This is a genomic window from Dissulfurimicrobium sp., from assembly GCF_049968175.1.
Classification (GTDB): Bacteria; Desulfobacterota; Dissulfuribacteria; order Dissulfuribacterales; family Sh68; genus Dissulfurimicrobium; species Dissulfurimicrobium hydrothermale.
Window position 1 is genome coordinate 1 of record NZ_JBMFRG010000015.1, and the last position, 16,653, is coordinate 16,653.

The following is a 16,653-nucleotide window of genomic DNA, read 5'->3' on the forward strand; positions in this document are numbered from 1 at the left end:
ATCGAATCTCGAAATAATCATATATTATGTTTCCCTGTGTTATCAACTGACACTTTGTTATCTAATGATATCAATTTAATTTTAAAGAAGTGCTACTATGATACTAGCATCTTATTTATAGATATGACAAGAGCTGGAATTGATATTTTTGATCCAGTTTTTGCAAAGTATCATGATATTTTTATTGAAAATTCTAATGTAATATTCCGTCGGATAAATATTGATTTATATTCTAATGCCATAATTGCCTCTCTTGTTGTGTGTTTAAGAGAATTTCCATGCAATGATGTTTTATTTATTAAACCGGAGTTAAAAGTACCAGATATGTGGGATGTGCGTCTAAAAAAGGCTGCATATTCTGATTCCGTTATTGCTACAGCATCTCCAATGTGTGATTACTCACCTTTTTTTTCTCTTCTTGATGTAAATAGTTCCAATGATAATACCAATTTTGATTTTGAAGATATAGATCGTCTTTCTTTTTGTCTTGGCCATCGTTTTGTTTATGAGACGCCTTATTTTTTTGATGGCTGTTTTTATCTAAGATTTGATGCTTTGAATGAAATTGAAGATCATAATTTATTGTTTAGTAGCAATTCTAATTCGACTTTAAGTGATTTAAATAATGCATTAATTTCTATCGGTAAATTACATGTTTTATGTGATCATCTTTATGTTGGCTACGATAAATCAATAAGTAATTGTGTATCTTATAACAATATTGATTATAGTAAATATAATTTTGTTGATAAAGAATTTCTTCTATCGCATCCATTAACTACTGTTCGTCAGGCAGTTGCATATTTTATTGATAAAAAATATAAAATTATTTCTATGCCAGGTCTTGAATCAAAGCCTGTTATCCTTCATATAACTCATAGTTGGGGTGGTGGAATTGAGGAATGGATTCGCGATTTTTCAAATGTTAGAGATAAGGCAGTTAATATTGTTTTAAAATCTATAGGCAATTCAGGAGTCTATGGATATAGGCTTGCCCTTTTTACCAATATTAAAGATACTAATCCAATTAGATCATGGGAATTATCGCTTCCAATATTGTGTTCCAAAGCCAGCAATATCGAATATAGAAGAATTCTTAATCAAATCATTAAAGAATTCTCAGTTGATGCTATTATTATATCATCTTTTATTGGTCATAGTTTTGATGTTATTTCAAGCAACAAAAAGACTGTTATAGTTTGTCATGATTATTATCCATTTTGTCCTGCTATAACGACATATTTTGATGGAGTATGTGCAAAATGCGATTTTGATAGTTTGTCAAGTTGTATCTATCATAATAAATCGAATTTATTGATGAATAGTCCTGAGTTTTCGGCCCGGGAGTGGCTCAATCTCCGTGGAGAATACGTAAGATTGATCAAATCGCACGGAGTGAGCTTGGTTGCCCCATCGAAGTCCGCTGTTGAGCGCCTATGTGCGCTTGAATCACGTTTTTCCCCTTTGGATTTCACGGTCATTCCTCATGGTTATCTCTTCAATGACTTTTCAGTGGCATTAGATGGGGACAGATCCTTGCGGCCCTATCCCATGGCCCATTCAAAGATGCGGGCGATCGTGCTTGGTCAGTTAAAAAGGGAAAAGGGGCTTCATCTGCTCCAGGAAGTTTGCCATGGGCTATCCCAATATGTAGATATATATTTAGTGGGTTGTGGGGAAAAGGCGAAGCAATCGCTGAGTGACGCCAGGTGTATAAAAGAGATTATAGAAAGATATGATCGATCGGATCTGCCTGGCATTATTAAAGGTATAGCGCCTGACTTTGGATTGCTCCTTTCCGTATGGCCAGAGACCTTCAGTTATGTTCTAAGCGAACTCATGATCCTTGGTGTCCCGCCAGTGGCTACTGCCCTTGGCAGTTTTAAGGACCGTATAATAGATGGAGTGAATGGTTTTCTTTTTGAGCCAAGCGGAGACGCCCTTTTAGAAAGGGTCCGACTGCTTTCGGAACATCCGGCCATGTTGACAGGTGTCAGAGAGAGGCTCAAGTGTTTCCGGCATCGGTCGCTTGATGAAATGGTCGATGATTATGTGCGTCTGTTAGGAATAGGCCGGCCGCAAGCCGCCCGTTATGAGCCTTGCATAGGCACGGAAACAGGGCTTACAGAGCCGTATATGCGGCTTTATTCCTCTTATAAGGGGCTGGAAAGGGCTTATGCCCACATGAAAGAGGCATATGAACAGAAGACCGAGGCGTGCGAGCGGATGCAGTTGCGCATCGCCGAACTTAATGAGTCTTTAATGGCCGCAATAACAGAATCTGAAAATATGCAAAAGAAATTGGAAGAGATATATGGTAGTCTGTATTGGAAGGTAGGCCGTTTCTTTAAGTTGATCGGTTCAGATTAGTTAGTTGGTGATTTTATGCCAGGAGGTGCATATATGGCCAAGGTGGCCGTTTGTGGTTCAAGGAGCATCAATTCCTATGGGTTGGTAAAAGATGTACTTGATCAGCTCTTGATAGAGGAGGATGTTGTGCTCTCCGGCAATGCCCCAGGGGTTGACCGCATGGGAGAGGAATACGCCAGACAAAGGGGGCTTGAGGTCAAGATCATACCTTCTGAATGGGCCAAGCACGGTCTTAAGGCCACCATGATGAGGAATGAGGTGCTGCTGAGGTCCTCCGACTTTGTGATCTGCTTTTGGGACGGCCTCTCTGAAGGTGCCGGCCATATGCTTGAGATATCCAAGAGGGCGAGAAAGCTGTTGGCTGAGGTCAGAATTGACGGGTATCTCAAGTTGTTCTTGAATCCAAGAAGGCTTTGACGCTTTGTATTCGATAGGTCGAAACAGAGCCCTGTTTGCCTGATCTGGTTGGGGGCGGCGGTTGAGACCTTGCCTTTCAGTGCCCCAAAAGGTCATCGGTACTTGTGTTCGAGAATTCTTTTTTTGGCTAGGGGATTGGGTCTCTATTTAATTTAAATTGTTGGGCGGGTATTGGTTATGATGGATTTCGGCTGGTGGACTACAGGCAGGGATCGGGCGGCGTTTGATCTCTTTGATGCCGCCTGGAAGGGCATACAAGACGGCGTTATCAGCGGTAAAATCTCTTATGTATTTTGTTCGAAGGCCAAGGGAGAGGGTGTATATAGCGACAGGCTTATGGACGAGGCGTCGATGCGCGGTCTCCCTGTCGTGAGCATCTCTGCGGCCAAATTCATGCCTGAGCTAAGGGTGGCTGATCGTGAGAGATGGAGGGATCTTTATCACGGCATGGTGCTCGACGCTTTAAAGGATCTTCATCATGACATTGTAGTGCTCGCGGGTTATATGTGGGTGGTAAGTGCAAGGGTCTGCCGAAGTTTCCCGATCATAAACCTTCATCCGGCGCTCCCCGGCGGGCCCTGTGGTACATGGCAGGAGGTGATCTGGCAGCTCATCCAGGAAAGAGCTGGATCTGCAGGGGCGATGATCCACCTTGTCACCCCTGAACTCGACAGGGGGCCGGCTATAACCTATTGCAGGTTCAAGATAAGAGGTAATGACAAGTGGGATATTTTGTGGGATCAGCTTGATAGATCTCTCAAGACCACCGATCTTGATGCAATCAAGGCCTCTTATGGAGAGACCCAGCGGCTTTTTGCCGCGATCAGGATGGAAGGGGTAAAAAGAGAGGTCCCGCTTACAATCCAGACCTTGAGGTTGCTGGCAAACGGCGATATCTTGATAAAGAACGGTATGCCCTTTGACAGGTTGGGTAGGGTGCTCGAGGCCCCTTTAGATCTTACACCCGAGATCGACCCATCGTTTCAGGGAGCGGCCAACCGCATCGATTGATAAGATCTAATTTATCTTTAAGCTTCAAACTGTAAGGATTGCGCGACAAAAAATATCTTGACAAATTTAATAACGGTCATATAGTTAACAACTAAGCCTAAAAAAGGCTTAATTCAAAATAAAAAGAGGGGGTTTAAAAATGCGCAAAAAGATTTTAGCCGTAGTTTCAGCTCTTGTTTTTTCCTTGAGTATAGCGGGTATGGCCATTGCTGGTGAGTGCACTGGTGAGGTCACAAAGGTTGAGGGCAACAATGTAACAGTAAAGTGCAGTGATGGCACTGAGATGGAGGCGACAGGCGCGGCCAAAGTCGGTGAAAAGGTGACCGTAAAAGACGGCAAGATTGAGGCTGCAAAGGCCGCCCCAAAGAAGAAAAAGATAGAAGGTTGCTAATTCGTAATTAGAAGACATCGATAGATCAAAAGAAGGGGGCCTTGCCCCCTTCTTTATTTTTGGTCTTTTAATTTATCAGGCGCCTTTTCCCTTATCCCCAAGGGATTTGAGTTTTTCTATGGCCTTTGTGTAGTTTTTTGTGCCGAAAATTGCGGATCCTGCAACAAATATTTCGGCACCGGCACGCGCTGCGTCAAATATGGTATCGCAGTTTATCCCGCCGTCTACCTCTATTGCGACCGAAAGACCCTTATCAGCCAACATCTGCCTCAATGCCTCGGTCTTCCTCAATGCCGATGGTATAAAACGCTGCCCGCCGAAGCCGGGGTTTACGCTCATGACTAGTATGAGGTCGAGTTCATCCAGACAGTATTCAAGGGTAGAGGGCGGCGTGGCTGGATTCAGCACGGCCCCGGCCTTGATCCCGAGGTCTTTTATCTTTTGGATGGTCCTGTGCAGGTGTGTACATGCCTCGACGTGTACAGTGATCCAGGATGCCCCTGCCTTTGCGAAGGCGTCTATGTATCTGTCTGGGGCCTCGATCATGAGGTGGACATCGAGCGGAAGTCCTGTGACGGGACGGATGGCCTCAACGACCATAGGCCCTATGGTCAGATTGGGGACGAAGCGGCCGTCCATTACGTCCACATGGATGGCGTCAGCTCCTGCCTCTTCTACGGCCCTTATCTCATCTCCTAGGCGGCTGAAGTCAGCGGACAGGATGGAAGGCGCGATCATGATTCCCATAGAGCATCTCCGTTAGATTTGGTCTTTACGAAGCGGCATTTCTTTAGTAAGAGCATTGATAATACCTTTATTTGAGGAAAATGAGAAGATGCGAGAGGCGGGTGTTATAGCCAGCAGAATGCTTGACTTCATGGGCAGGGCATCGTGGATAAGGAAGATGTTTGAGGAGGGTTCGAGACTGAAGGCAAGATACGGTACGGAAAATGTTTGTGATTTTACGCTTGGGAACCCCGATCTGAACCCACCCGATCGTTTCCGCGAGGCGCTTGAGAGCGTATCGAGGGATCGAATGCCTGGCGTACATGGTTATATGCCTAATGCTGGACTCTTTGATGTGCGAGAGAAGGTGGCTGCGTCTGTAGGCGAGGCCCATGGTGTTAGGCCCTCATCCGATGATGTCATCATGACCTGTGGTGCCGCAGGCGGGCTCAATATCATTTTTAAGGCCATGCTGGATCCTGGCGACGAGGTTATAACCCCAAGCCCATTTTTTGTCGAATATTACTTTTATGTCGACAATCATGGTGGCACGCTCGTGCCAGTGGATACAAAAAGGGATTTTTCCCTTGATATTTCGGCCATTGAGAAGGCTATCGGTCCAAAAACCAGGGCCGTGCTGATAAATTCCCCCAACAATCCGACAGGTGCGGTCTACGGCGAGGGTGAGATAGCGGCCTTGGCCGGGCTTTTAAAGGATGCAGGCGCCTCTTTTGACAGGACCATATTTCTCATCTCGGATGAACCATACCGGAGATTGACCTTTGACGGCGTTATTGCACCGCCCATCCTTAAATATTACGAGGCAGGTCTTGCAGTCACGTCTTTTTCTAAAGACCTCTCCATACCAGGAGAAAGGATCGGCTATGTCCTAGTCCATCCTCAAATGCCAGGGCGAGAGGTTGTCTTGGGGGCCTTGATCCTGGCAAACCGTATATTGGGTTTTGTAAATGCCCCGGCATTGATGCAGCGGGCCGTAGCCATGTGTCTGGAAGATACGGTGGATGTCGGGATATATGAAAGGCGCAGGGATCTTATGGCCAGTATACTTACCGAGGCAGGTTACGAGTATATTATGCCGAAAGGGGCGTTTTATTTCTTTCCTCGTTCACCCATTGAAGACGATTTAAGATTTGTTGATCTCTTGAAAAACGAGCTCATTTTGGCCGTACCTGGTTCGGGTTTTGGATGCCCTGGCCATTTTCGTTTGGCCTTTTGTGTTGATGACAGGGTGATTGAGCGCTCACGGAAGGGTTTTATGCAGGCCATGGAAAGGGCCTGGGCTTAACAAGGCGCTTCAAGCACAGCGGCGAAGAATAGATCAGGTCCATCCTCTTTGGGCTTGATTTCTAAAAAACCGGCTTTATCTGCCAGCATTTTTGCCCGGTCTGGCAGGCAGTTACGACATGTTATGAGTCTAAAATCAGGTCTTGTTTTCAAAAACGCCTCAATCACACCAGTCGTTTCGTCAGGTTCAGTGGTGCAGACGGCATAGACCAGCCTTCCTCCAGGCCTGACCCGCTCCGAGGCCTCTTTGAGTAGTTCAAGCTGCGTTCTCGAAAGGATCTGGATCAAGGCCTCGGTCCGGTTCCATTTTATGTCGGGGCGGCGCCTTATAACCCCAAAGCCAGAACATGGGGCGTCGATGAGAATGCGGTCATAGTTTTTTAAAAGCCCTTGTTTTGTCTGGACTATCTCGATGGACTTTAATTCCAGCCGATCCCTGACTTCAACAAGTCTTGCAAGCCTTTTTTTATTTGGATCAAATGCATGGATCAGCCCGACGTCTGATATGATGTCAGCTATGTGAATAGTCTTTCCGCCCGCGCCAGCGCAGAGATCAAGGATCCTTTCATTAGGCGTCGGATCAAGAAGCAGAGTGACGAGCTGGGCTGCCTCGTCCTGTACTAAAAAGAGGCCGTCATTCCAGCCCGGGAGTGTGGTGGGTGCACCACTGAAGCCATGTACCACCAATGCGTCAGGGCAATATCTGCCAGGTCTCGCCTCAAGCCCGGCTTTGCTCATAAGGGAAATGACCTCGCCTCGTCGGGCCCGGCGCCGGTTGACCCTGAGTGTCAAGGGGGCCCTTTGATTGTTCCAGAGGCATCGTATCTTTGTCTTATCAAGGCCGTATCTTCTGATCCATCTATTCAGCATCCACATGGGATGGGACGTCTCCAAGGACAGCCTTTTGATCGGATCAAGACCTCCAGCGTTGTAAACGGTCATGTCGCCGCCATTCCTTGCCTTTGTCAAACGCCTTAAGACGGCGTTTACCAGCCCTGCAGCCCTGTTGTCTTTTGTGGCCTTGATGGCCTCTACCGCCTCGTTTACCACTGCAAAGTCGGGGATTTTATCTAAAAAAAGTATTTGATATGCCCCTATGCGAAGATGTGACCTTGTTAAAGGGGAGAGGATGCAGCCGTTGTTTACTCTTGAATCTATGATCCAGTCAAGCAAAATAAGGTTTCTTACCGTTCCAAATATGAGTTCGTAAAAGAGTGCCCTGTCCCTTGGGTCTAGCGGCTCATGGTGTTTCAGGGTCTCTTCGGCCAGTTCGTTTAATGGTGGGCGATTTTTATAAAAATTTTCCCACCTTAGCAGGAACCTTGCTGCAAGCATCCTTACGGACGGAAGAGGCGGTCCAGCTGTCTTTTTAAGATGTGTCCTGTCAAGATCCAAGGACGATCCCATCTGTAATTTTTGTCCCCTTCAGGAATTCTTTGGCGCCGAGACGTCTTTTGCCAGCCAAAAAGAGTTCCTGTACAAGGAGCGAATCCCTGCCGGTGGCGATCAACAGGCCGTTTTCGCCGGACTCAAGCACCGTTCCTGGCGTGACAGTCGTATGCCTTTTTATTATTATGGGGCTGAAAAGTTTGAGTCTTTTCCCTCTGAAGATGGTATATGCCCCAGGCCGCGGATCAAGGGCCCTGATCAGGCAATGGAGCTCTTCGGCGGGTTTGGCCCAGTCGATCCATGCTATCCCCGACCCTAAAGGCGGCGCATAGCTTATCTCACTTTTCGGCTGGGGGAAAGGTGTAATCGCCCCTTCCTTGAGGCCTCGAATAGCCTTGAGGAGGAGCCTGGCGCCAAGTTCTGCAAGGCGCCTGTAGAGTCTGCCGTAGGTCTCGTCCTCCTCGATTGTTACTGCTTCGGTTAAGAGAATGGGGCCGGTGTCCATTCCTATGTCCATCTGCATAATGGTGACGCCGGTTTCCTTCTCGCCCTTTAAAATGGCCCATTGGATTGGCGCCGCCCCTCGAAATTTAGGCAAGAGCGAGCCATGGACATTGATTGACATGATGCTCGGGATGTCAAGGACCTGTTTTGGTAGTATCTGGCCGAATGCCGCAGTAACCAACAGATCGGGTGAGAGGTCTCTGAGGGCCTTGATAAATCTCGGATCATCCGCCTTTTCGGGCTGGATCACCGGGATCTCGGAGAGCAATGCCTCCTCCTTTACAGGGCTGGGAAGAGGTCTTTTGCCTCTTCCCCTGGGCCTGTCAGGCTGGGTCACTACCGCCGTTACCTCATCTTTGCTATCCAAAAGCGCCCTTAATGACGGCAAGGCAAAGTCAGGGGTGCCCATAAAGACGATTCGAAATATCTTGTCTCTGTCCATTGCCTTATTCCTTGGGCCTTGTTTTAGACCACTTTTTGCGGAACAGGGCCCTTTTTAAAGGGCTCAAACGATCAATGAAACAGACACCATTAAGGTGGTCGATTTCGTGTTGAATACACCTGGCCAGCAGACCGTCAGCCTCGAGCCTTATTTCCTTTTCATCCCTGTCATATCCTGTGACGAGTATCCTTTCCGCCCGCTTCACCTTTTCAGAATAATCCGGGAGGCTTAAACATCCCTCGACATCTGTAGCCTCTCCGTCAGCCTCTATTATTATCGGGTTTATCAACACAATAGGTTTCTTGGGTTGTTCCGGCTGGGTTATGTCGATAACGATGAGCTCTTTCAAGATCCCGACCTGATTGGCGGCAAGGCCGATACCCTTGGCCTCGTACATGGTCTTGAACATCTCGTCTATGATTGAGACGATATCGCCGTCTATCGACTTAACAGGAAGGGCTTTTTGCCTTAGAATCTCATGTGGATAGACAAGTATCTTCATAAATTATAAAAATAAGCCCTTGATGCAGGTTAATCAAGCATGAATATCATGAAACCGCACAAATCTATCGGTCTTGCAGGAGCCTTTATAGAAGAGGCTATTGAAGACGGTCTCTTCCCTGGCTGCACCCTTTCCATACGTTACGGAGGACTTGATCTGGATTTGGCATTTGGGAGGCTCGCATATGCGCCATGGGTTGCAAGAGTGACAGTAGATACCGTTTATGACCTTGCCTCTCTTACTAAGCCCTTGGCTACAGCCTTGGCCGTACTTGCCCTGGTGACAGAAGGGAGGATGAGACTCGATTCCAGTCTTGATGATCTGTTGCCGTCAGTCCCGGATGATAAAAGGTCGATCACGGTATCCATGCTGCTTTCCCACTCGTCCGGGCTTCCTGCTCACAGGCCGTACTATAACCGCCTGGTAACCCTGCCTCTTGAAGAGAGAAGAGGTGCGTTGCTGGATATGATCCTTAGCGAACCCTTAGAGTGCGTCAAGAGGCCAATCTACAGTGATCTTGGATTTATGCTTTTGGGTTTTATAGTGGAAGACATAATGGCTATGCCGCTAAACGAGGCGGTCCACCGCCTGGTCTTTATGCCATTTGATGCAAGGCAGCTCTGGTTTTCCGGTGAGGACTTAATGCCTCTACATGATTTCGCCCCATCTGCCGGTTTTTGCGGTCTGAGGAAAAGGGTGCTCTGGGGCGAGGTAAATGATCAGAACGCATGGGCGCTGGGCGGAATTGCTGGCCATGCTGGTCTTTTCGGGACTGCATCCTGTATCAAGGCCATGCTTTCTAGACTGCTCTCACTCTATAAGGGAGAGTCGATCGTCCCTGGATTTACGAGTGGGCTTGTCCGCAAGGCCTTTACCCCATGTTGTGGCACCTGGGGTCTTGGTTTCGATACGCCCTCCGTTTATGGTTCTACGTCAGGTCGTTTTTTTTCAAAAAATAGCGTTGGGCACCTGGGATTTACAGGTACGTCCTTCTGGATGGATCTCGACCAAGGGGTTATTGTTGTCTTCCTTTCAAACAGGACGTTTCCGCACCATGCCGAGGCGAAACAAGAGGAGATGAGGCGGTTTAGGGCTCGACTTCACGATGCGATAATGACAACTTTATGAAGATTTTTTGCGGCAGGTTGTTTGTTTGATTATCCATGTATGTAGATATCCATTCCATATCCTGCAGGGTCCTGTAGGGATTGACATGTCGCAAGAGGCCATGGATGGTCTTAGCCTGGTTCATGTAAAGGATGTCCGTAGCAAGAATATTTATCATTACTAACAAGGTTGGTCGCATAGAGACCTAGACCTGATATGTCTTTGATCCATGGGTGTTTATATGAATGAAATCATACCTGATATGTCATTGATATTGGATGAACTCCGAGCCGTATCGCAGACCTATGAGGTCTATGTTGCAGGCGGTCCCGTAAGGGATTGGCTGTTAGGCCGCAGATGCGCCGATATCGATCTTGTAGTTCCGAGGGACGCCCTTAAAACGGCATCTAGCTTTGCAGGGTTTACAGGCGGGGCATTTGTGCCCCTTGATGCGGAAGAGGGGGTTGCGAGGGTGGTGTTTTCGGGCCTTGTCCTTGATTTCAGTCAGTTTAGACATGGCGCCGCCACCATTTGTGAAGACCTGAAAGAGAGGGATTTTACTATAAATGCCATGGCTGTATCGCTTGACAAGGTCCTTTGTCTCTTGGACAGCGTAGCCCAACCCTCGGCAAGGCTGGATACTTCTCTGATCATCGACCCGACCGGCGGTCTTTACGACCTTGAGAATGGTAGAATAAAGGCGATATCCCTTAAAAACCTCCAAGATGATCCATTGCGAGTGCTCAGGGCCTATCGTTTCCAGGCCCAATTGGGTTTTGAGCTGGAATCTGATACGGTGAAGTGGATAGATCAGGCGAGGGATGGACTTTTGTCTGTTTCCTCTGAACGGATCAGCTATGAACTCAGGCTTATCATGACCACAGGCAGGGCGGCCGGCGTTTTTGCTGAAATGGCACAAGGCGGTCTGTTGTTTTTGCTCTTCCCGGAGCTCAAGGCGATGGAGGGTGTTGACCAGCCCGGTTTTCACCACCTTGATGTCTTGGGCCATAGTCTCGAGACATTAAGGGCGGTCGAGGAGCTCATTATGGACCCGTGTGTCAAATTCACGTCTTGCAGCGCCTTGACCGATTGGGTGGTTCAAAATCAGGAAAAGGTAGTGTGCCTCAAGTGGGCCGCCCTTTTCCATGACGTTGGAAAGCCTGTGTGCAGGGGCAAAAAAAATGGCAGGGTCACATTTTATCATCATGATGAGACAGGGGCTGCATTGATAATGGGGATAGGGCGGCGTCTCAAATGGCCGAGGCGCGACACCGATTTTGCGGTACGCCTTGTTGGTCTTCACATGAGGCCATTCCATCTCTTGGGCGACTTGAGGAGGGGTGGGCCATCCCTTCGGGCCATGAGGCGCCTTGTCATGGAGATAGAGGCCGATTACCCGGCGCTCTTTTTACTTGCAATGGCGGATAGCATCGCAGGTTGTGGGCCGCTGAAGCCGCCGGAACTTGATTTTGAGCTCTCCATACTCTGGGAGAGGGTTCATGAATTTTATGTCGGGCGCCTGGCCCAGCTGAGACAAAAAAAACGTCTTCTTACTGGCCATGACGTCATTGCCCATTTCGATCTCAGGCCAGGGCCGTTGATCGGCAGGGCACTGGATGCCGTTGAGGAGGCTAGGCTTGAGGGCATTGTGGGTTCCACAGACGAGGCAGTTTCATTTCTGGAGACATGGTTTAAGAGAAATAACCTTTCTTAGTCTTAGAATGTACTTGTTTAAAAGTATTTAAATAGATTTGTCTCCCTTGATGTCTTTTTTAAACAAGAGGCTTCCGCGCTCCATCGCGCAAAAATCCCCGCACATGGTACACGTCTTCTTATTCCTCGGAGAGCGGCTGTCCCTTATCTCTTTTGCCCTTTGAGGGAACATGAGGAGATCCATCTGCTCGTCCCATCTGGTGTCGCGTCTTAAGATGGCCACTCTTTTTTCAAGGTCGCGTCTCCCCGGATATTTGGCCAAATCTCCTATATGGGCCGCAAGGCGGGTTGCGCGCACACCCTCTCGGACGTCGTCTTCGTTCGGGAGGGCCAGGTGTTCGGCAGGCGTGATGTAGCAGATGAGGTCTGCACCGTATCTTGCCGAGCTTGCAGCACCTATCGCGGCGGTTATGTGGTCGTAGCCAGCACCGCTGTCCGCTGGAAGCGGCCCAAGCACATAATAAGGCGCGCCATCGCTCATACGCTTTTCTAGAAGAATATTTGCCTCTATCTCATCGAGCGGGACGTGTCCGGGCCCTTCGATCATCACCTGGCATCCCATTTCTCTCGCTATTTCAGCAAGTTCGCAGTTTATGATCATCTCTGCCATCTGGGCGCGGTCATGGCTGTCGTGGATAGCGCCCGCCCGCATTCCGTTTCCAAGTGAGAGGACCGCATCGTAGCGTTTCATGAGTTTAACCACGCGGTCAAACTGTTCATATAATGGATTTTCCTTGTTGTTATGTTCCATCCATGAGACCATAAACGTCCCGCCTTTCGACACAAGGCCGCCGTAGCGGTAACCCTGTCTTCTGAGGCGTTCTATGGAAAAGCGGTTTATGCCGCAGTGAATGGCCATAAACGAGATGCCGTCGGCAAGCTGTCTTTCGATAGATAAGGTCGAAGAGCTCCTCCGGGTCAAGCCTGTTTGGATTTTTGCGTCTCCTTGAGGCCTCGCAAAAGGCCTGATAGAGTGGGACGCTCCCCACTGGGAGGGTGGTTGCATCGATGATCTTTTTTCGTATCTCGTCCAAGTCCCCGCCTGTTGATAAATCCATCAAGGTGTCCGCACCCTCTTCCTCTGCCGCCCTTGCCTTTTTTACCTCCATCTCGATGTCAACGATGTCGGAAGACGTCCCGATGGAGGCGTTTATCTTGGTCCTCAGGCCCTTGCCTATCCCGACCACACGTTGGTCCCTTGTACGGCTGTTCAATATCACAATTGCACCTGAGGCCACGCGGCTTCTCACGTCCTTGGCGTCCATCCCCTCGTCATTCGAAACGGCTTTTATTTCTTTTGTGATGACCCCTTCGCGGGCGTATTGGATCTGAGTCTTCATTTTTTAACTTTTTAGTCCCCTTTCTCTTAATTTTTTTATTCCATTTTTGTTCGTCCATCTCGTCAATAATGCCTTATGATATCCCCTTTATGAAGGGCATCAATGACCACCTTCCTTATAAGGTCATATATGGCCTGAGGGTCTTTGCCTTGTGCAAGGGGGCCTGTTGCGGTGTCGCCTGGGCCGATCCGTCCGTCTGCGTTCTGGTCGGTCAGGACCAAAATGGGCTCATTTTCGGGCCCCTTGCCGTTTTCGTCGAAAACCATGACCTTGAGCGAGCGGTTGCCGTCCCTGCCCTCTTTGATTTCTATCAACATCCGCCCCATGGATGTCTTAAGGCCTGTCTCGAATGTACATACACCGTCCGGGCATACAGGAAATCCGCTTTTATCCGTCTCAATTATGGAGGCGAATGGGCGTATAACGCCATAGAGGTTACGGCGGCTGTTGAGGATTATGACCGTGTCGTTCGGTCTGACCAATGGGAAGATCTGGTCTATATCTTTGTCATTTAATGCAACACATCCTTCTGTCCAATCAGCCTCCGGTACGCCGTCAAACAATCTATAGATACCGCCGCCGTGAATACCGATCCCGCAGCCAAGTCCGGTATCGCAGGGGACAGCCTCTGATTTTTTGATCGCCGTGTATATTTTTTTGTATTCCTCAGGGGAGATGACCCCTCCCATCAATGCCCTTATAGCGTTGATAAGATTTGGATATGATATGCCCAGGAAACGATGGAAGCGGCTTTTTGGTTTTTTGTATGTGATGAAGTAGAGGCCTTCCGGCGTGGCGGCGTCGTTAACCTTGTATTTGTCGGAATCAGGGTCTATGCCAAGAGACACATGCACCTTTACCGCAGGTCTTTTGTCTTTCAGGACGGTCAACGTCTTCCGCGCCTTGTCTATTACTAGACAGGTTGAGGCAAACGCATATCTTGGCACAAAGATGTTTATGAGCGTGAAGATAAAAAAAAGGCGCATCGCTTGACTTTTAAAAAATTTTTCTAATATCATATAACTATTGAGATAGAAAAGGAGGAAACTGAAATGCAGAAGAAGAATGCGATGAATCGGATGTTGTCAGGGATGTTTGTCTTGGTTGCCCTGCCATACCTTGCCGGGCTTGGTGGTTGTGCGGCTTCCCTAAATAAGGAAGACAAGGCCCTTTTGGAGAGCTCAAAGCAGTCCGCCGAGGAAGCGAAGGCCGCCGCAGCCAGGGCTGAGGCGATAGATAAACAGCTCGAGGCGATGGGGGCTCGTCTTGAAAGCGCTGCATCCAGCGCCGAAGAGGCTGCGAAGAGGGCTGATGCGGCTGCCAACAAGGCAACCGATGCGGCGGAACGCGCAGAGGCGGTGGCAAAGAAGACCGAGCGCATCTTCGAGAAGTCCCTCAAGAAGTAGTCATTTGAGGGTTACTGTCCATTTTTTGGACTGGCGACAGCCATGGGTACACCACTTTTTTCTTTCAAGGCCTTATCGAGGGCCGCGAAGTCTATTTCAAGCGGACCCATGGCTGTTTCACACTGCAGAAGCCTTTTCATGGCCTCTTTTAACGGGTCTGCTATTTTGTTGTCAAAGTCATCGAAGACCTGCACCCAACATTTGCCATTCCCCCAGCCTACTTTGATGGGTTCATAGGTGACCCTCACCATCGTTCCTTGCGGCACAATCGGGTAGAGGGCGGCTATGTCTTCAGGATACATGCGGATACATCCATGACTTACACGCCTGCCCACCCCGAAAGGCTTATTTGTCCCGTGTATCCCGTATTCCAGACGGGAGAGGCGGAAGATATAGTCGCCAAGCGGGTTGTCAGGCCCAGGTGGGACCTCAGGCGGGAGGTTGGGTTCCATGGCCCTGATGGAGGCGGGCACGACCCATGTGGGGTTCGGGGTCTTGCTCTTTATTGTATAAACGCCGAGTTCTGTAAGGAATCCTTCCTGTCCTATGCCCACCGGGGCGGTAATAAAGTAATCGTGGCCGCCGTTCGAGAAGAAGTAGTAAAGGCGCATCTCAGCCAGGTTCACTACTATGCCTGAGCTTATCCTATCCTGCGGCAGGACGAATGCCCATGGGATCAGTACTAGCCTGTCTTTTGGCGGTATCCATGGGTCTATCCCCGGGTTTGCCGATGTAATCTGATTGTAACCCAGGTCGAACTCCCTCGCGATGTCGAGCAGCGTGTCTCCTTTGTTTATCTTGACCCATCTTGTCGTCCCATAGATGGTGCTGTCGGGCGTCAAGACAAACGACCGTAGGGCAAATGCGTTTTGTATGCTGGCCATCCAGCAGAAGATGGAGATAAAGAAGGTTGTGCTTGAAGTATAAAGTTTAGTACGTTTCATGTCATTTTATACCTAGCAGGGAATCCAGTCGCATGAAATCCATGCGTTCTTTAAGAAGGCCGTCCAAGTGCGAAAGCTTTTTGGGTTGATGAAAATGGCTTTTTCCGAAGAAGTTTTCAATGACCTCTATTGCCCCCATGGTGTCCAGATTTGTAAGTATAACAGGCACCCCAGCCTCTTCGGCCTTTCCTATGATCATCGGACTTGGACGAAGTCCACCAGTAAGTATGAGGCATTTCGTGGAGGTTTCAAGCGCTGCAAGCTGTATATCCGGCCTGTCTCCACCGGTTATTACCGCCTTGTTCCGTTTTCTGCGGAAAAACCGAAGGGCGCTTTCAAAGCTCATCGCTCCTATCATTATATTCTCAACCAGTTCGTCTAGCCTTTTTTTTGCACAGAGTACATCACCTCCAAGTCCTTCAAGAAATTCTTCTACGCTTGCAGCCGTCAAAAGTTTCTCTTTAGGCAGCACACCGAGCACGGCTATACCTCTTTTTTCAAGATAGGGCCTTATGAGTCCATGGACAGTCTCGATCTTTGAGACGTTGACCCGATTGATTACGGCGCCAACCATGGAATCTCCAAGGCGGATCTGCGCCGTTATCAGGTCATCCAGCACCTGCATCTCTGTTTCAAACGGCACTACCACCAGGGACCTTGCACTGAGCGAGGGTCCTGTCTGTACCGGGGCCAGGTTTACGAACCATCCTTCCCTGAGGCTGGCCCCGCCTTCAAGTATAACTATGTCTTTTCCGTCGGCTATAATATTAAAGGCGGCGTTTACGGCTGCAGGGAAGTCAATCGTCATACCCTTAAGGACATCTTCGATTACGCGGTTGTTCAATATGGTAGGGGACATGGCCTCAATTGGGTCAGCAAGCTTGAAAGTTGTTTTTATAAAGGCGGCGTCTTCGTCTATGGCCTTTCCATCCACAATCTTGGGATTGGTGCTGAGAGGCTTCATATAGCCGGTTTTCAGCCCCTTTTTTTGAAATCTGTTGATAAGTCCGGCGCATAAGGCGCTTTTACCGGAAAAGTTCTGGGTAGAGGTTACATATATGCTTTTTGTCATGACATCCTCCAGCC

The 16,653-nt window shown here is 48.7% G+C and carries 15 protein-coding genes and 1 pseudogene; 8 read left to right on the plus strand and 8 right to left on the minus strand.

What is annotated here, in order from left to right:
* The 4 genes from ACP5SG_RS03040 to extJ form a co-directional block, all read left to right on the plus strand.
* The coding region (locus ACP5SG_RS03040; protein ID WP_428121863.1) for a glycosyltransferase at nucleotides 1-2,370 on the plus strand (2,370 nt) is incomplete at its 5' end.
* 33 nt (nucleotides 2,371-2,403) lie between these two features.
* On the plus strand, nucleotides 2,404-2,787 hold the full coding sequence (locus ACP5SG_RS03045; RefSeq protein WP_237889351.1) for a DUF2493 domain-containing protein: 384 nt from the start codon (nucleotides 2,404-2,406) through the stop codon (nucleotides 2,785-2,787).
* A 177-nt stretch (nucleotides 2,788-2,964) separates the two neighbouring features.
* Nucleotides 2,965-3,798, plus strand: a complete 834-nt coding sequence (gene purN, locus ACP5SG_RS03050) for a phosphoribosylglycinamide formyltransferase (RefSeq protein ID WP_428121868.1) — start codon at nucleotides 2,965-2,967, stop codon at nucleotides 3,796-3,798.
* 139 nt (nucleotides 3,799-3,937) lie between these two features.
* Complete coding sequence (gene extJ, locus ACP5SG_RS03055) at nucleotides 3,938-4,189, plus strand: selenite/tellurite reduction operon protein ExtJ (protein ID WP_237889355.1); 252 nt, start codon at nucleotides 3,938-3,940, stop codon at nucleotides 4,187-4,189.
* A 75-nt stretch (nucleotides 4,190-4,264) separates the two neighbouring features.
* Here the strand turns inward: extJ and rpe are convergent, their stop codons facing one another.
* Nucleotides 4,265-4,936, minus strand: a complete 672-nt coding sequence (gene rpe, locus ACP5SG_RS03060) for a ribulose-phosphate 3-epimerase (protein ID WP_424661136.1) — start codon at nucleotides 4,934-4,936, stop codon at nucleotides 4,265-4,267.
* A gap of 88 nt (nucleotides 4,937-5,024) precedes the next feature.
* Between rpe and ACP5SG_RS03065 the strand changes: the two genes are divergently transcribed.
* Nucleotides 5,025-6,221, plus strand: coding sequence for a pyridoxal phosphate-dependent aminotransferase (locus tag ACP5SG_RS03065; protein WP_237889364.1), 1,197 nt, complete (start codon nucleotides 5,025-5,027; stop codon nucleotides 6,219-6,221).
* On the opposite strand, the gene rsmB is transcribed toward ACP5SG_RS03065, so the two are convergent.
* Genes rsmB through def form a run of 3 tightly spaced genes read right to left on the minus strand, consistent with a single transcriptional unit; the run spans nucleotide 6,218 to nucleotide 9,057 of the window.
* Entirely contained in the window at nucleotides 6,218-7,627 is a 1,410-nt protein-coding gene (rsmB, locus tag ACP5SG_RS03070; RefSeq protein ID WP_237889366.1) for a 16S rRNA (cytosine(967)-C(5))-methyltransferase RsmB, read from the minus strand. The genes ACP5SG_RS03065 and rsmB overlap by 4 nt on opposite strands.
* The gene (gene fmt, locus ACP5SG_RS03075) at nucleotides 7,605-8,555 is read right to left on the minus strand and encodes a methionyl-tRNA formyltransferase (RefSeq protein ID WP_424661135.1); all 951 of its coding nucleotides are present in this window, start codon (nucleotides 8,553-8,555) and stop codon (nucleotides 7,605-7,607) included. The genes rsmB and fmt overlap by 23 nt, the downstream gene beginning before the upstream one ends.
* Nucleotides 8,556-8,559: 4 nt before the next feature.
* The gene (def, locus tag ACP5SG_RS03080; RefSeq protein WP_237889370.1) at nucleotides 8,560-9,057 is read right to left on the minus strand and encodes a peptide deformylase; all 498 of its coding nucleotides are present in this window, start codon (nucleotides 9,055-9,057) and stop codon (nucleotides 8,560-8,562) included.
* Nucleotides 9,058-9,105: 48 nt separating this feature from the next.
* Between def and ACP5SG_RS03085 the strand changes: the two genes are divergently transcribed.
* Both ACP5SG_RS03085 and ACP5SG_RS03090 read left to right on the plus strand, forming a co-directional pair.
* Nucleotides 9,106-10,185: a serine hydrolase domain-containing protein gene (locus ACP5SG_RS03085; protein WP_237889372.1), complete on the plus strand. Its 1,080-nt coding sequence runs from the start codon at nucleotides 9,106-9,108 to the stop codon at nucleotides 10,183-10,185.
* Between the two features lie 220 nt (nucleotides 10,186-10,405).
* Nucleotides 10,406-11,878, plus strand: coding sequence for a CCA tRNA nucleotidyltransferase (locus ACP5SG_RS03090; RefSeq protein WP_237889374.1), 1,473 nt, complete (start codon nucleotides 10,406-10,408; stop codon nucleotides 11,876-11,878).
* Between the two features lie 27 nt (nucleotides 11,879-11,905).
* On the opposite strand, the pseudogene thiC reads toward ACP5SG_RS03090, so the two are convergent.
* Together thiC and ACP5SG_RS03100 are read right to left on the minus strand one after the other, a co-directional pair.
* A pseudogene (gene thiC / locus ACP5SG_RS03095) lies at nucleotides 11,906-13,217 on the minus strand (phosphomethylpyrimidine synthase ThiC).
* A 62-nt stretch (nucleotides 13,218-13,279) separates the two neighbouring features.
* Entirely contained in the window at nucleotides 13,280-14,203 is a 924-nt protein-coding gene (locus ACP5SG_RS03100; protein WP_424661134.1) for a L,D-transpeptidase family protein, read from the minus strand.
* 66 nt (nucleotides 14,204-14,269) lie between these two features.
* Between ACP5SG_RS03100 and ACP5SG_RS03105 the strand changes: the two genes are divergently transcribed.
* Nucleotides 14,270-14,623 carry an alanine-zipper protein gene (locus ACP5SG_RS03105; RefSeq protein ID WP_237889380.1) on the plus strand — a complete coding sequence of 118 codons (354 nt, stop codon included), beginning with the start codon at nucleotides 14,270-14,272 and terminating at the stop codon, nucleotides 14,621-14,623.
* Between the two features lie 11 nt (nucleotides 14,624-14,634).
* On the opposite strand, the gene ACP5SG_RS03110 is transcribed toward ACP5SG_RS03105, so the two are convergent.
* Together ACP5SG_RS03110 and ACP5SG_RS03115 are read right to left on the minus strand one after the other, a co-directional pair.
* Nucleotides 14,635-15,567: a L,D-transpeptidase family protein gene (locus tag ACP5SG_RS03110; RefSeq protein WP_237889382.1), complete on the minus strand. Its 933-nt coding sequence runs from the start codon at nucleotides 15,565-15,567 to the stop codon at nucleotides 14,635-14,637.
* Nucleotide 15,568: 1 nt separating this feature from the next.
* Nucleotides 15,569-16,639, minus strand: coding sequence for a phosphotransacetylase family protein (locus ACP5SG_RS03115; protein ID WP_237889384.1), 1,071 nt, complete (start codon nucleotides 16,637-16,639; stop codon nucleotides 15,569-15,571).
* Nucleotides 16,640-16,653: the final 14 nt, after the last annotated feature.

Excerpts from the sequence above, each read along its gene's own strand:
- ACP5SG_RS03115 (WP_237889384.1), bottom strand. The coding sequence starts at position 16,639 with ATGACAAAAAGCATATATGTAACCTCTACCCAGAACTTTTCCGGTAAA.
- ACP5SG_RS03085 (WP_237889372.1), top strand. The coding sequence starts at position 9,106 with ATGAAACCGCACAAATCTATCGGTCTTGCAGGAGCCTTTATAGAAGAG.
- ACP5SG_RS03105 (WP_237889380.1), top strand. The coding sequence starts at position 14,270 with ATGCAGAAGAAGAATGCGATGAATCGGATGTTGTCAGGGATGTTTGTC.
- ACP5SG_RS03090 (WP_237889374.1), top strand. The coding sequence starts at position 10,406 with ATGAATGAAATCATACCTGATATGTCATTGATATTGGATGAACTCCGA.
- rpe (WP_424661136.1), bottom strand. The coding sequence starts at position 4,936 with ATGGGAATCATGATCGCGCCTTCCATCCTGTCCGCTGACTTCAGCCGC.
- fmt (WP_424661135.1), bottom strand. The coding sequence starts at position 8,555 with ATGGACAGAGACAAGATATTTCGAATCGTCTTTATGGGCACCCCTGAC.
- def (WP_237889370.1), bottom strand. The coding sequence starts at position 9,057 with ATGAAGATACTTGTCTATCCACATGAGATTCTAAGGCAAAAAGCCCTT.
- ACP5SG_RS03045 (WP_237889351.1), top strand. The coding sequence starts at position 2,404 with ATGGCCAAGGTGGCCGTTTGTGGTTCAAGGAGCATCAATTCCTATGGG.
- ACP5SG_RS03065 (WP_237889364.1), top strand. The coding sequence starts at position 5,025 with ATGCGAGAGGCGGGTGTTATAGCCAGCAGAATGCTTGACTTCATGGGC.
- extJ (WP_237889355.1), top strand. The coding sequence starts at position 3,938 with ATGCGCAAAAAGATTTTAGCCGTAGTTTCAGCTCTTGTTTTTTCCTTG.
- ACP5SG_RS03100 (WP_424661134.1), bottom strand. The coding sequence starts at position 14,203 with ATGCGCCTTTTTTTTATCTTCACGCTCATAAACATCTTTGTGCCAAGA.
- rsmB (WP_237889366.1), bottom strand. The coding sequence starts at position 7,627 with ATGGGATCGTCCTTGGATCTTGACAGGACACATCTTAAAAAGACAGCT.
- ACP5SG_RS03110 (WP_237889382.1), bottom strand. The coding sequence starts at position 15,567 with ATGAAACGTACTAAACTTTATACTTCAAGCACAACCTTCTTTATCTCC.
- purN (WP_428121868.1), top strand. The coding sequence starts at position 2,965 with ATGATGGATTTCGGCTGGTGGACTACAGGCAGGGATCGGGCGGCGTTT.